At 65.1% G+C, this 13,193-nt stretch carries 13 protein-coding genes; 6 read left to right on the plus strand and 7 right to left on the minus strand.

What is annotated here, in order from left to right; translation table 11 throughout:
* The first annotated feature begins 160 nt into the window (after positions 1–160).
* The 3 genes from aspS to creD all read left to right on the plus strand — a co-directional run bounded on the left by aspS (position 161) and on the right by creD (position 3,942).
* Entirely contained in the window at positions 161–1,948 is a 1,788-nt protein-coding gene (gene aspS / locus ACIIOY_RS13715; RefSeq protein ID WP_411035239.1) for an aspartate--tRNA ligase, read from the plus strand.
* 74 nt (positions 1,949–2,022) lie between these two features.
* Entirely contained in the window at positions 2,023–2,352 is a 330-nt protein-coding gene (locus ACIIOY_RS13720; protein ID WP_411035240.1) for a DUF1236 domain-containing protein, read from the plus strand.
* Positions 2,353–2,517: 165 nt separating this feature from the next.
* Positions 2,518–3,942 (plus strand): cell envelope integrity protein CreD, encoded by a 1,425-nt coding sequence (gene creD, locus ACIIOY_RS13725; RefSeq protein ID WP_411035241.1) that lies wholly within the window; start codon positions 2,518–2,520, stop codon positions 3,940–3,942.
* A gap of 162 nt (positions 3,943–4,104) precedes the next feature.
* On the opposite strand, the gene ACIIOY_RS13730 is transcribed toward creD, so the two are convergent.
* Positions 4,105–5,295: an aq_1923 C-terminal domain gene (locus ACIIOY_RS13730; protein ID WP_411035242.1), complete on the minus strand. Its 1,191-nt coding sequence runs from the start codon at positions 5,293–5,295 to the stop codon at positions 4,105–4,107.
* 211 nt (positions 5,296–5,506) lie between these two features.
* Between ACIIOY_RS13730 and parC the strand changes: the two genes are divergently transcribed.
* Complete coding sequence (gene parC / locus ACIIOY_RS13735; RefSeq protein WP_411035243.1) at positions 5,507–7,759, plus strand: DNA topoisomerase IV subunit A; 2,253 nt, start codon at positions 5,507–5,509, stop codon at positions 7,757–7,759.
* Here the strand turns inward: parC and ACIIOY_RS13740 are convergent, their stop codons facing one another.
* From ACIIOY_RS13740 to hemB, 6 genes are all read right to left on the minus strand, one after another.
* Positions 7,760–8,149, minus strand: coding sequence for a type II toxin-antitoxin system death-on-curing family toxin (locus ACIIOY_RS13740; RefSeq protein ID WP_411035244.1), 390 nt, complete (start codon positions 8,147–8,149; stop codon positions 7,760–7,762). It lies immediately after the preceding gene.
* A complete protein-coding gene (locus ACIIOY_RS13745) occupies positions 8,146–8,367 on the minus strand; it encodes an AbrB/MazE/SpoVT family DNA-binding domain-containing protein (protein WP_411035245.1) in 222 nt (73 codons plus the stop codon). Before ACIIOY_RS13745 ends, ACIIOY_RS13740 begins: the two co-directional genes overlap by 4 nt.
* Positions 8,368–8,430: 63 nt before the next feature.
* Positions 8,431–9,348: a DMT family transporter gene (locus tag ACIIOY_RS13750; protein ID WP_411035246.1), complete on the minus strand. Its 918-nt coding sequence runs from the start codon at positions 9,346–9,348 to the stop codon at positions 8,431–8,433.
* A gap of 18 nt (positions 9,349–9,366) precedes the next feature.
* Positions 9,367–10,131 carry an arginyltransferase gene (locus ACIIOY_RS13755; RefSeq protein WP_411035247.1) on the minus strand — a complete coding sequence of 255 codons (765 nt, stop codon included), beginning with the start codon at positions 10,129–10,131 and terminating at the stop codon, positions 9,367–9,369.
* A gap of 103 nt (positions 10,132–10,234) precedes the next feature.
* Positions 10,235–10,699 (minus strand): RDD family protein, encoded by a 465-nt coding sequence (locus ACIIOY_RS13760; protein ID WP_411035248.1) that lies wholly within the window; start codon positions 10,697–10,699, stop codon positions 10,235–10,237.
* A 76-nt stretch (positions 10,700–10,775) separates the two neighbouring features.
* A complete protein-coding gene (hemB, locus tag ACIIOY_RS13765; protein ID WP_411035249.1) occupies positions 10,776–11,792 on the minus strand; it encodes a porphobilinogen synthase in 1,017 nt (338 codons plus the stop codon).
* 157 nt (positions 11,793–11,949) lie between these two features.
* Between hemB and ACIIOY_RS13770 the strand changes: the two genes are divergently transcribed.
* The gene (locus ACIIOY_RS13770) at positions 11,950–12,387 is read left to right on the plus strand and encodes a DUF6163 family protein (RefSeq protein WP_411035250.1); all 438 of its coding nucleotides are present in this window, start codon (positions 11,950–11,952) and stop codon (positions 12,385–12,387) included.
* 131 nt (positions 12,388–12,518) lie between these two features.
* Positions 12,519–13,031 carry a transcriptional regulator LdtR gene (gene ldtR, locus ACIIOY_RS13775; protein ID WP_411035251.1) on the plus strand — a complete coding sequence of 171 codons (513 nt, stop codon included), beginning with the start codon at positions 12,519–12,521 and terminating at the stop codon, positions 13,029–13,031.
* Positions 13,032–13,193: the final 162 nt, after the last annotated feature.

Below are 13,193 nucleotides of genomic sequence, written 5' to 3' on the forward strand. Positions count from 1 at the left end.
GAGAAGGCAGCCGGCGGGCCGGATGAGGGGGGGGCCTGGACGCGAACACCCCCGCCAAGCCTTGACAAACGGGCGCGGCCATGCGCTTTTCCGCGCGATTTTCTTGGGTAGCTGCGCCGGGAGCCTCCCGCGCGGCCCGTCAGCATTTCAGGATACCACGATGCACCGTTACCGCAGCCACACCTGCGCCGCTCTCCGCAAGTCCGATGTCGGCCAGACCGTCCGTCTCTCCGGCTGGGTCCACCGCGTCCGCGACCATGGCGGCGTGCTCTTCATCGACCTGCGCGACCATTACGGCATCACCCAGGTCGTCGCCGACCCGGATTCGCCCGCCTTCAAGCTGGCCGAGACCGTGCGCGGGGAATGGGTGATCCGCGTCGACGGCCTCGTCAAGGCGCGCACCGAGGAGACGGTCAACAGGAACATGCCGACCGGCGAGATCGAGCTCTATGCCCAGGAGATCGAGGTCCTTTCCGCCGCGAAGGAGCTGCCGCTGCCGGTCTTCGGCGAGCCGGACTACCCCGAGGACGTGCGCCTGAAATACCGTTTCCTCGACCTGCGCCGCGAGACGCTGCACAGGAACATCGTCAAGCGCACGCAGATCATCGCCGCCATGCGCAAGGGCATGGGCGAGGCCGGCTTTGCCGAATACACGACGCCGATCCTGACGGCCTCCTCGCCGGAAGGCGCGCGCGACTTCCTGGTGCCGTCGCGCATCCATGAGGGCAAGTTCTTCGCCCTGCCGCAGGCTCCGCAGCAGTACAAGCAGCTCCTGATGGTCGCCGGCTTCGACCGCTACTTCCAGATCGCGCCGTGCTTCCGCGACGAGGACCCCCGCGCCGACCGCCTGCCGGGCGAGTTCTACCAGCTCGACGTCGAGATGAGCTTCGTCACCCAGGAGGATGTCTGGGACACGATGGAGCCGATGATGACGGCCGTCTTCGAGGAATTCGCCGAAGGCAAGCCGGTCACGAAGAACTGGCCGCGCATCCCCTATGACGAGGCGGTCCGCAAGTACGGCTCCGACAAGCCGGACCTCAGGAACCCGATCGTCATGCAGGCCGTCACCGAGCATTTCGCCGGCTCCGGCTTCAAGGTCTTCGCCAACATGATCGCGTCCAACCCGAAGGTCGAGGTCTGGGCGATCCCGGCCAGGACCGGCGGCTCCCGCGCCTTCTGCGACCGCATGAACGCCTGGGCGCAGAGCCAGGGCCAGCCCGGCCTCGGCTACATCTTCTGGCGCAAGGAAGGCGAGAAGCTGGAAGGCGCAGGCCCCCTTGCCAAGAACATCGGCGAGGAGCGCACGGAGGCGATCCGCACCCAGCTCGGCCTCGACGATGGCGATGCCTGCTTCTTCGTCGCGGGCGATCCCGCGAAATTCTACAAGTTCGCCGGCGAGGCGCGCACCCGCGCCGGCGAGGAGTTGAACCTCGTCGACCGCGACCGCTTCGAGTTCTGCTGGATCGTCGACTTCCCCTTCTACGAGTGGAACGAGGACGAGAAGAAGATCGATTTCGCCCACAACCCCTTCTCCATGCCGCAGGGCGGCATGGAGGCGCTGTCCGGCGAGGATCCGCTCGCCATCAAGGCCTACCAGTACGACGCGGTCTGCAACGGCTTCGAGATCGCCTCGGGCTCGATCCGCAACCAGTCGCCGGAACTGATGGTCAAGGCCTTCGAGAAGGTCGGCCTCTCGCAGGGCGACGTGGAGGAGCGCTTCGGCGGTCTTTACCGCGCCTTCCAGTACGGCGCCCCCCCGCACGGCGGCTGCGCCTTCGGCATCGACCGCGTGGTCATGCTGCTCGTCGGCGCGAAGAACCTGCGCGAGATCTCGCTCTTCCCGATGAACCAGCAGGCGCAGGACCTCCTGATGAACGCCCCGTCGCCGGCAACGCCGGCGCAGCTGCGGGAACTGGCGCTGCGCGTCGTGCCGTCGAAGAAGGACTGAGCCTCGATCAAGACCCTGCGGGAACCCTTGGGCGCCCGGACCGTTCTCTTCCCGTCAAGTGAAGGAGAACGAACATGCGCAACAAGCTCTTTCTTGCCACGGCGGCAGCATTCCTGACGCTTTCCGCCGGGGCTTACGCCCAGGAGACGATCATCATCGAGGAGACCGATCCGGTCACCACCGAATCGACCGTGATCGTGCCGGGCGAGGTCCGCACCTATGTGATGGAACGCGAGGTTCCGTCGATCGCCTATGAAGGCGACGTGGTCGTCGGCAGGGTCATTCCGGATACGGTCGAGATCTATCCGGTCGACGACCATGCCGATTACGCCTACACGGTCGTCAACGAACGCCGGGTCATCGTGAATCCCGAGACCCGCACCGTCGTCGAAGTTCTCGAATAGTTCGGTCCCGAGAAAGGCCCGGCGCTGGGCGCCGGGCCTTCCGCCGACGCCACAATGCCGCGAATTCGCCGCCGGGCGATCCCAATTCCGCGCGCAATCGGTCGAAATGCACCTCTAGCGTGAACCCGCCTTATAATGGCGATTCAGAGACTGGAGGGACTTTCCATGACTGTGACCGAAGCGGACGATCCCGCATCATCCCGGCAATACCGGCATCCCGAGCCGCGCGGCAACCTTGCGGCGTTCCTGCGCTCGCCGGGCGTCAAGTTCATCATGATCGGCATCATCTCCGTGGCGCTGCTGGTGCCGCTGCTTCTCGTCTGGGGCCTGACGGAAGAGCGGGCGCAGCGGGCGAAGGAGGTCTCGAGCCGCATCGCCAACGGCTGGGGCGGCGACCAGGCGATCAACGGGCCCTATATCGCCGTGCCCTTCGACGTGCAGCGCAGCCGCGAGGTCGACGGACGCATGCTCGTCGAGCAGGTGACGGAATGGGCGCTCGTCATGCCGGAAACGCTGGACGTGACGGCGGACCTCAGGACCGAGGGACGCCGGCTGTCGATCTACACGCTGCCGGTCTACAACGGCGCGCTGACGCTGAAGGGCCGCTTCGGCGGCAGCATCCTTCAGGACCTCGCGCAATTCTCCGGCACGCCGCGGCTCGACCGCGCCATCCTCGTGCTCAACATCAACGACATCACCGGCATCCGCTCCGATGCCGGCGTGAAGATCGATAACGGCGCGGTGCGGCCGTTCGATCCCGGCATGCGGCAGATCTCCGCGATGACCGCCCGGGGCATCGACGGCTACGCCACGCCGCAATCGAGCGCCGGCGTGCACCGGCCGGTCGAGCGTGCGCTCGTCGAAAGCGGCTTCGCCTTCGAGATCGCGCTGTCGCTCAACGGATCGCGCAGCTTCGCCGTCGCGCCTGCCGGCCAGACGACGAGTTTTGCGGCGAAGGCCAATTGGCCGCATCCGGGCTTCGAGGGCCTCTTCCTGCCGGAGGAGAAGACCGTGACCGCGACGGACTTTTCCGCCCGGTGGACGATCCCCTATCTCGCCCGCGGCATCGACCGCGTGGCGAGCGGCCCGACGCTGCCGCTTGCGGGCAGCATGATGAGCATCAACCTGGTGGAGCCGGTACAGTTCTACCAGGTCGTCTCCCGCACGCTGAAATACTCCATCGGCTTCATCTCGCTCGTCTTCCTCGCCGTCTTCGTCGTGGAGCTGAAGGGCGGGCGCATGGTGCACTGGATCCAGTACGTGCTGACGGGCCTTGCGCTCATCGTCTTCTACGTGCTGCTGCTGGCGCTGGCCGAGCATACCGGCTTCACCATCGCCTATGCCGCTGCCGCGCTGGCGACGACGCTGCTGATCGCCGCCTATCTCGGCAGCGCGACCGGCAGCCGCAGGAACGGCCTGTCGCTCGGCGCCGTGCTGCTTGCCGCCTACGGCATCATGTACCTGGTGCTGCGCGAGGACGAATATGCGCTGCTCGCCGGCGCGCTGATCTCCTTCGTCACGATCGCCGCGACCATGTATGCGACGCGCCGCGTCGAATGGTCGGGCACGACGCAGGCCGGGAAAGCGTGAAAACCTCTCCTGCGTCATATGCCCGGGTCAAGCCCGGGCATATGACGGCGGGTGGCAAGGCCTGCGAACAAAAGGCGGCCCGCAAAGGGAAGGCAGCCAGTAAACAAAAAAGGCCGGAGCGGCGCTCCGGACCTTCCTTTGCCGAACTGTCGAGCGGCCTTGTTACTGGTTGGCCGTGACGGTGACGCCGAGCACCTGCGGGATGGTCTGCGGCGCGCCCATGGCGGCGCCCATGATCATCGGGAAGGGCACCGGCTCCTTCGGCTGGGCGCTGATCTTGAGGCTCTTCGGGTCGTCGAGATAGGTGTTGACCGCGGCCGAGATCTGGTTCTGCAGCTCAGGCATGTTGAGCTGCGCGATCATGATCGGGACGAGGCCCTTCAGCGACTGCGCCATCTGGTCGCCCGTCACGCCCTGTTCGCCGCCGGCATAGTCGAGCAGCTTCTTGGTGATCGAGGCGTCCTCGAAGGAGATCGAGGCGCTGTTGAAGGTCAGCTGCTGGACGAGGCCCATCATGGACATGCCCATGGCGGCGTTCGCCTCTTCCTTGTTCGGGTTGGCCTCGGCGGCCTTGATCGCGTCCTGCAGGCCCTTCAGGAATTCCAGCGTGTAGCCGGAGAATTCCAGCGCGAGGTTGAGGCGGCCGACATCGTTGAAGTCGAAGGCATATTCGTCGACGGTGAGCTTGCCGCTCGCCAGCTCCCAGCTGCCGGACATGCTGACCTTGCCTTCCAGCGACTGCATGCCGAGCTTGTTCAGCGCTTCCTTGGCCTTGGGGTCCTCGACCGTGGTCAGGTCCGCCTTGAGGTCGGAAAGCGTCGCGTCGAATTCGAGGCCCGCGTCGCCGTCCATGCGGGTGACGTTCGCCTCCATGCCGGACATGGAGAAGACTTCCTTGCCCTTGGCGGTGACGCTGACCGGTCCGGCGGTCGCCGATTCGTACATCAGCAGCGAATCGAGCGTGCCGGGAACGACGGTGCCCGGCACGGAGACGCCGTTCAGCGCCAGATCCTTCGCCGAAACCGTGGTCTCCGCCTCGGTGACGTTGAAATCCTCGAACGAGACGGTCTCGATCGTGTAGCCGCCTTTGCCGTCTTCCTCGACGCCTTCCATGGTGACGGTGCCCACCTTGAGGGGCTCTTTCGCGCCCGTCGCCTTCAATTCGGTGCCTTCCAGCGTCACCGTCGAGCCGTCGACGGCAACGTTCGAGTATCCGACGGATACGCCGCTCGTGGCATAGGTGGCATTCAGCTTGGCCATCAGATCCGCGCCGTCGAGCGCGAAAGCGGGGCTTGCCAGGGTGGCGAGCGCGGCGCCGGCGAGGAGGGTGCGGAAATGGGAGTTGCGCATCATGGATTGGCTCTCTTTCTGGATTTTTTGGTCGGCTGCCTTGCCGTTACCGCTCCTAAACGGGCGGTGCGGCAAATATATTCATGCATTGGGGAGTTTCCATGGAATTCTCCCGTCCTGTCCGCAGATTTCAAAGAAGCTTTACAAACTGCTATCCACAGCTCGATCGCCCGGATTCCTTGCCGCGAATCGGTCAAGCGTCTAGTCAAGGCCCATGGGACAAAACACCTTGCCGCCGGACGGCGGAGACGACAGCATCCAACCGGTCGACCTCAAGGCGGCGCTGGAAGAGCGCTATCTTGCCTATGCGCTGTCGACCATCACCCAGCGCGCGCTGCCCGATGTGCGGGACGGCCTGAAGCCGGTCCATCGCCGCATCATCCATGCGATGAGCGAGATGGGCCTTCGGTCCAATTCCTCCTTCAAGAAATGCGCGCGCATCGTCGGCGACGTCATCGGCAAGTTCCACCCGCACGGCGACCAGTCGGTCTACGACGCGCTGGTGCGCCTCGCGCAGGATTTCTCGCAGCGCTATCCGATCGTCGACGGTCAGGGCAACTTCGGCAATATCGACGGCGACAACGCGGCCGCCTACCGGTACACCGAGGCGCGCATGACCGAAGTGGCCACGCTCCTGCTCGAAGGCATCGACCAGGACGCCGTCGACTTCCGCCCGACCTACAACGAGGAGGACGAGGAGCCGGTCGTTCTGCCGGGCGCCTTCCCGAACCTCTTGGCGAACGGTTCCTCCGGCATCGCCGTCGGCATGGCGACCTCCATTCCCTCGCACAACGTGCACGAACTGTGCGATGCCGCGCTGCATCTCATCCGCAACCCGGAAGCGGACGTGGAGAAGCTGGTCGAATTCGTGCAGGGGCCCGACCTTCCGACCGGCGGCATCATCATCGACAGCCGCGAGAGCATCATCGAGGCCTACAAGACCGGGCGCGGCGGCTTCCGCGTGCGTTCCAAGTGGCAGACGGAGGATCTCGGGCGCGGCGGCTACCAGATCGTCGTCACCGAGATTCCCTACCAGGTGCAGAAGTCGCGGCTGATCGAGAAAATCGCCGAGCTGCTTCTCGCCCGCAAGCTGCCGCTGCTCGAAGACATCCGCGACGAATCGGCGGAGGACGTGCGCATCGTGCTGGTGCCCAAGAGCCGCACGGTCGACCCGACCATCCTGATGGAATCGCTCTTCAAGCTCTCCGAGCTCGAAAGCCGCATCCCGCTCAACATGAACGTGCTGTCGATGGGGCGCGTGCCGAAGGTCATGGGCCTCAAGGACGTGCTGGTCGAATGGCTCGACCACCGCCGCGAAGTCCTCCAGCGCCGCTCGCGCCATCGCCTTGCCGCCATCGACCGGCGGCTGGAAATCCTCGCCGGCTACCTCGTCGCCTATCTCAACCTCGACGAGGTGATCCGCATCATCCGCGAGGAGGACGAGCCGAAGCCCGTGCTCATGGAAACCTTCACGCTGACGGACGTGCAGGCCGAGGCGATCCTCAACATGCGCCTTCGGTCGCTGCGCAAGCTGGAAGAGTTCGAGATCCGCACCGAGTTCGACAACCTGTCGAAGGAGAAGGCGGAGATCGAGGCGCTGCTCGCCTCCGGCGACAAGCAGTGGCAGACGGTCGCCTGGGAAATCGGCGAGGTCCGCAAGAAGTTCGCCAAGGCGACCGAGCTCGGCCGCCGCCGCACCCAGTTCGCCAGCGCCCCGGAAGCCGACGTCGAGGCCATCCAGCAGGCGATGATCGAGAAGGAGCCGGTCACGGTCGTCATCTCGGAGAAGGGCTGGATCCGCGCGCTGAAGGGCCACATGTCCGATACGTCCGGCCTCCAGTTCAAGGAGGGCGACGCGCTGAAGGTGGCCTTCCCGGCGCAGACGACGGACAAGGTGCTGGTCGTCACGACCGGCGGCAAGGTCTTCACGCTCGGCGCCGACAAGCTGCCGGGCGGGCGCGGCCACGGCGAGCCGCTGCGCATCATGGTGGACATGGAGAACGACCAGGACGTGCTGACGGCCTTCGTGCACGATCCCTCGCGCAAGGTCATCGTCGCCTCCCAGGCCGGCAACGGCTTCGTGGTCGCGGAAAGCGAGATGGTCGCCAACACCCGCAAGGGCAAGCAGGTGATGAACGTCTCCATGCCGGACGAAGCGAAACTGGTGGTGCCGGTGCGCGGCGACCACGTCGCCGTCGTGGGCGAGAACCGCAAGATGCTGGTCTTCCCGCTCGCGCAGCTTCCGGAGATGGCGCGCGGCAAGGGCGTGCGCCTGCAGCGCTACAAGGATGGCGGCATCTCCGACATCCGCTGCTTTGCGATGGCCGACGGCCTCACCTGGGACGACAGCGCGGGCCGCAACTTCGTGCGCACGAAGGACGAGCTCCTCGAATGGATGGGCGACCGCGCCGGCGCCGGCCGCACCGTGCCGAAGGGCTTCCCGAGAAGCGGCAAGTTCAGCGGGTGATCAGCCGGAATAGGGGACGCTGACGTCGCGCAGGAACCGGGACGCCCCCTCTTCGTCGATCTCGCCGGCGGCCACGGCGAGGACGAAGGTATAGAGCGTCGCATCATCCGTTGCGATCTCGAAACCGTTGTCCATCAGGAAGACCGCGGCTGCGACCACTGCAATGCGCTTGTTGCCGTCGACAAACGCATGGTTCTTCGCCAGCCCGTACAGATAGGCGGCGGCGAGCTCGAATATATCCTCGCAGCCATAATATGCCTTGTTGACAGGACGGGACAGGGCCGACTCGAAAGCGTTTTCGTCGCGCAACCCGGCCGCGCCGCCGAACCTCTGGATCTGCATGGCATGCAGCCGCTCGACGAGCGGGCGTTCGAGAAAGACGATGTTCATTCCGCAAGCTTTTTGAGCGCCACCTTGTAGCGGTTCATAAACTTCTCGGCATGTCCCAGCTGCCGCTCGAAATCGCCGTCTGCCGGGCTGAGGACGAGCCTGCTGCCTTCGCTTGTCATGGTAATCTCGTCCCCCGCCTTGAGGCCCATGCGGTCAAGCACGTCCTTCGGAATGATGATGCCTTCGGAATTGCCGATCTTGCGGATGGTGACGTTCATGGTCATGGTTGGTTACCCTTCGTTATAACAGAGTTATAACATGGTGGTCCGTGAACTGCAACCTCACCCCGTGAACGGGAACTCCGCTGCCGCGTCGCCCTGCCTGGCGGCGCGGGCCTTCGAGCGCATCTGCCAGAGCGAGTGGGAAAGCAGGGCGAGGATCAGGATCGAGCCGCCGATGAGGGTTTGGGTGGTCGGCGTCTCGGCGAAGACGATCCAGACCCAGATGGGAGCGAGCACCGTTTCCAGGAGATAGAACATCCCCACTTCCGGCGCCGAGAGGTAACGCGGCCCCGTCGCCAGGCAGAAGAAGGCGAGCGGGATCATGACGAGCCCGTTGAACAGGATGAAGCCGGGGCTGGCGATCTGGAAACCCGTTTCGGGCAGGAGAAGCAGCGCCGCGATGCCGGGGAGGATCGCGGTGACGAGCGGCACGAAACCCATGTCCATACCGCTGCGGCGGCTGAGCGTGATGGCGCAGGCGAGCAGGAAGGCCGATGAGGCCGCCATGGCGTCGCCGAAGAAATTGCCGCTTTCGAGCCCGTCGTGCACGATCAGCGCCACGCCGGCCACCATGGCGGCCATGGTGAGGAGCGTGGCGTTGGAGGGGCGCTCGCCGAGGAAGATCCAGGAAAGGATCGCGGCGAACATCGAGGTGAAGGCGAGGATGAAGACGACATTTGCCGTCGACGTGTTGAACACCGCCAGCATGAAGGTCAGCGAATTGATGCCGTAGAGGAGGCCGATCAGCAGGCCGAGGGGGCCGGGGACCAGCGCCACGCGCCTGCCGAGCGCGAAGCGGACGACGGACCAGGCAAGAAGCGCCATCGCGAAGGTGGCGATGCTGCGCGTCGCCAGCACCGACCAGACCTCGCCGTCGGCGGAGCGGATCAGCGGGATGTCGAAGGAGAGGGCGAGGCCGCCGACGGCGGTGATGAGAAGGCCCTTGCGGTGAAGGGCGGGATCGTTCGTTGGGGGCACGGCGGAACCGATTCTGGCTTACGGGGTGGCATTCTCGCCGTTATAGCGCTCCCAGCCGCGCGGCATCAGGTGTTCCTGCGGCAAAAACTTTGTTTTGTAGTCCATCTTGCGCGATCCCTTGACCCAATAGCCGAGATAGACGTGCGGCAGGCCGAGCGCTTTGGCGCGGCGGATGTGGTCGAGGATCATGAAGGTGCCGAGCGAGCGGTCGGCTAGCTCCGGATTGTAGAAGGAATAGACCATGGACAGGCCGTCGCCCATGCGGTCGGTGAGGGCCACGGCGAGCAGTTCGCCCTGCGGCCGTTCCTTCAGGCCGGAGCCTTCCTCGCGCAGGCGGTATTCGATGACCTTGGTGTGGACATGCGTGTCCTCCACCATCATCGCATAGTCGAGCACCGACATGTCCGACATGCCGCCCTTCTGGTGGCGCGCGTCGAGATACTGGCGGAAGAGGGAATACTGCTCGCTTGAAGGCTCCGCCGGATATTCGTGCGAGACGAGGTCGCTGTTCGTCGCCAGCACACGGCGCATGGAGCGGCGCGGCGTGAACTCGTTGACGAGGATGCGCACGGAGATGCAGGCGCGGCAGGTTTCGCAGGCCGGGCGGTAGGCGATGTTCTGCGAGCGGCGGAAGCCGCCCTGGGTGAGGAGGTCGTTCAGCTCTGGCGCACGCTCACCCACCAGGTGGGTAAACACCTTCCGCTCCATCTCCTGCGGCAGGTAGGGACAAGCCGCCGGCGCGGTGAGATAGAACTGCGGAGAGGATGTTGCCTGCGTATTCATCGGCCGTGCGGCGACTCCGTCGCTGTGTGACGCTTCTATGCCAATACCATGGCCTAGTTGAAGAAAAGGTCAACTGGAGGATTTCGTCCGCACGTTCCTGTCGTCAGTACCGGTCGCGCCGGACCACCACGGTGCCGAGCAGAAGGTCGTGCAGCAGGCGGCCGCGATCGGTGAAGAGGCCGACGAGCACGATGAAGGGCGTCAGCAGCGCGTTGCCGATCCAGAACAGGACGAGATGCACGATCGCCGTCAGGAAGTCGATCGGCCGTCCGTCCACGCGGGCGAGCGCAAGGCCCATCACGTTCATGCCGGCGCTCGCCTGGGAGGGGCCGCCCATCGTCAGGCCGAAATAGAGCATGGCGACGATGGCGAAGAGCGCCGGATAGAGGAAGAAGCCGAGGCCGAGCGTCAGGAGGCCGAGGAAGAAGACCACCACCGCGGCCGGAATCCACAGAAGGGCGACGATCGCGTAGTCGATCAGGAAGGCGAAGACCCGGCGCGACAGCACGCCGCGATAGGCCTGCCAGTCCGTCGTCGGAACCCGCGTCTCGTTGAAATCAGCGCTCATCTGCCTGTCTCCCGAATGGAACATGGCTTTCATATGGGGATGCTGCGATGGAAAACAACGGGGTGGCGGGGCCCTGCTATTGCCGCTTTGCCAGATGCCGCGCCACGTCCATCGCGAAATAGGTCAGGATGCCGTCGCAGCCGGCGCGCTTGAACGCCAGCAGCGTCTCCAGCATCACGCGCTCGCCGTCGATCCAGCCGTTCATGGCGGCCGCCTTGATCTGGCTGTATTCGCCGGAGACCTGGTAGGCGAAGACCGGCAGGCCGAAGGCTTCCTTCATGCGCCAGCAGATGTCGAGGTAGGGCAGGCCCGGCTTGACCATCAGCATGTCCGCGCCCTCCTCGACGTCGAGCGCCGCGTCGCGGATCGCCTCGGTCCCGTTGGCGGGGTCGATGTAATAGGTCTTCTTGTCGCCCTTCAGCAGGCCGCCGGTGCCGATCGCGTCGCGATAGGGGCCGTAGAAGGCGGAGGCGAACTTCGTCGCATAGGACATGATGCCGACGTTCTGGTGCCCGGCTTCGTCGAGCGCCCGGCGGATCGCGCCGATGCGCCCGTCCATCATTTCGGAGGGCGAGATGATGTCGGAACCGGCGTCCGCCTGGATGACGGCCGCCTTCGCCACCAGCTCGACCGTCTCGTCGTTGACGATGACGCCGTCGCGCAGCACGCCGTCGTGGCCGTGGCTCGTGAAGGGATCGAGCGCCACGTCGGTGATGACGCCGATGTCCGGCACGGCCTTCTTGATGGCGCGCGTCGCCTCGTTGATGAGGTTGTCGGCGGCAAGGCTGTTCGAGCCGGTCTCGTCGCGCAGGCTCATGTCGATGTTGGGGAAGGTGGCGAGCGCCGGAATGCCGAGATCGGCCGCTTCCTTCGCCGCCTCGACGAGCCTGTCGACGCTCATGCGGCTGACGCCCGGCATCGCGGCGACCGGATCGACCACGTTCGTGCCCGGCACGACGAAGACCGGCCAGATGAGATCGTCGACCGTCAGGCGGTTTTCCTGCACGAGGCGGCGCGTCCAGTCGGCCTTCCGGTTGCGCCGCATGCGGCGGTGGCCGGTGATCTCGTCGACGATGTTGCTGCTGCCGCTCATGATGCCGTTTCCTCGCGTGGACATGATTGGCGCCTCCTTACCACGCCGGCCCCGCCAATCAAATCGCGGGGAAGGCGAGGGGGCCTGCGGCATATGGCCGTGCATGAAGCGTTTTGCGGGCTTTATGCCGGCCTTCCTTGCCCTTACTGTCCGCCGCATGGCTGCTGATTCTGCAAAGGGCCCGAGACCGAGCCTGACCGAAACGCTCTTCATGCTGTTCCTGCGGCTGGTGGCAGTGGCCTCGCTGTGGTTCGCGCTCCAGTACTGGGCGATGCTGACCGGCTTCTCCTTCGGCGGGCAGGGGCGTTTCGACCTGCTGCCGCCGGCCTGGAAGGCGGCCTATACCGCGCTTGCCGTGCTCTTTCCCGTCGCCGCCGTCGGGCTCTGGCTTCTCGTCTCCTGGGGGCCGGTGATCTGGCTCATCGCGGCGGCAACGGAGATCGTCATGCACGAGGTCTATCCGTCCGTCTTCGGCATCAACAGGCTGCTCGTCTTCATGCACGGCGCCGTCGCCGTCGTCTTCGTTCTCTTCCGCGTGGCGCTCTTCATCCAGCGGCGCCGGCAGGCCCGTCCGGTAAGGACTGATTCACCCTGAGACAGGGTCGCCTTCCGGTAAGGCGCTGTTAAGGCTGCGGTTTAAGTAGAATTTTAGATGCATTCGCTAGGTTCTCACTCAAGGCGGGAAACGAATCAACACCGCCAAACGAAACAGTGAGGCAGTAAACCATGAACACCAAGATCAAGCCGCAGCAGGCCCCCGCCGTCGATCCGCAGGAAGACGCGATCCGCAACCTCTATCTGGAATCCCTCCACCTCGTCGAGCGCCTGCACCGTCGCCTGCTCGACGTCATCAAGGACGAGTTCGACCGCGCCGGCCGCTCCGACGTCAATGCCGTCCAGGCGCTGCTCCTCTTCAACATCGGCAATTCGGAGCTGACGGCCGGCGAGCTCCGTTCCCGCGGCTACTATCTCGGCTCGAACGTCTCCTACAACGTCAAGAAGCTGGTCGACCTCGGCTTCATCAACCACCAGCGCTCGCGCATCGACCGCCGTTCCGTCCGCATCAGCCTGACGGAAAGCGGCCAGGAGGTCGCCGAAACCGTCGCCAAGCTCTACGAGCGCCATATCGGCTCGATCCAGAAGGTCGGCGGCATCGGCGAGGGCGAGTTCAACCAGATGAACAAGCTCCTCCAGCGCCTCGACCGCTTCTGGAACGACAGCATCCTCTACCGGCTGTAATTCCGGGCGACATTTCCGATCTCCTCCATGAAAGCCGGCCGCGTCCCCTGCGCGTCCGGCTTTTCGCGCTCCTGCGCCCCGGCCCGAGACACGAATTGGCCATATTGCTGTGACACCCGGACGATGGGCTTAAGGTATGCGCGGGCGGCGGGGCCGGTTTGC

Origin of the sequence: Shinella agrisoli (assembly GCF_046557955.1) — a bacterium.
Taxonomy (GTDB): domain Bacteria; phylum Pseudomonadota; class Alphaproteobacteria; order Rhizobiales; family Rhizobiaceae; genus Shinella.

Coding starts and splice junctions, on each gene's coding strand:
- aspS (WP_411035239.1), top strand. CDS start 161: ATGCACCGTTACCGCAGCCACACCTGCGCCGCTCTCCGCAAGTCCGAT.
- ACIIOY_RS13720 (WP_411035240.1), top strand. CDS start 2,023: ATGCGCAACAAGCTCTTTCTTGCCACGGCGGCAGCATTCCTGACGCTT.
- creD (WP_411035241.1), top strand. CDS start 2,518: ATGACTGTGACCGAAGCGGACGATCCCGCATCATCCCGGCAATACCGG.
- ACIIOY_RS13730 (WP_411035242.1), bottom strand. CDS start 5,295: ATGATGCGCAACTCCCATTTCCGCACCCTCCTCGCCGGCGCCGCGCTC.
- parC (WP_411035243.1), top strand. CDS start 5,507: ATGGGACAAAACACCTTGCCGCCGGACGGCGGAGACGACAGCATCCAA.
- ACIIOY_RS13740 (WP_411035244.1), bottom strand. CDS start 8,149: ATGAACATCGTCTTTCTCGAACGCCCGCTCGTCGAGCGGCTGCATGCC.
- ACIIOY_RS13745 (WP_411035245.1), bottom strand. CDS start 8,367: ATGAACGTCACCATCCGCAAGATCGGCAATTCCGAAGGCATCATCATT.
- ACIIOY_RS13755 (WP_411035247.1), bottom strand. CDS start 10,131: ATGAATACGCAGGCAACATCCTCTCCGCAGTTCTATCTCACCGCGCCG.
- ACIIOY_RS13760 (WP_411035248.1), bottom strand. CDS start 10,699: ATGAGCGCTGATTTCAACGAGACGCGGGTTCCGACGACGGACTGGCAG.
- hemB (WP_411035249.1), bottom strand. CDS start 11,792: ATGAGCGGCAGCAGCAACATCGTCGACGAGATCACCGGCCACCGCCGC.
- ACIIOY_RS13770 (WP_411035250.1), top strand. CDS start 11,950: ATGGCTGCTGATTCTGCAAAGGGCCCGAGACCGAGCCTGACCGAAACG.
- ldtR (WP_411035251.1), top strand. CDS start 12,519: ATGAACACCAAGATCAAGCCGCAGCAGGCCCCCGCCGTCGATCCGCAG.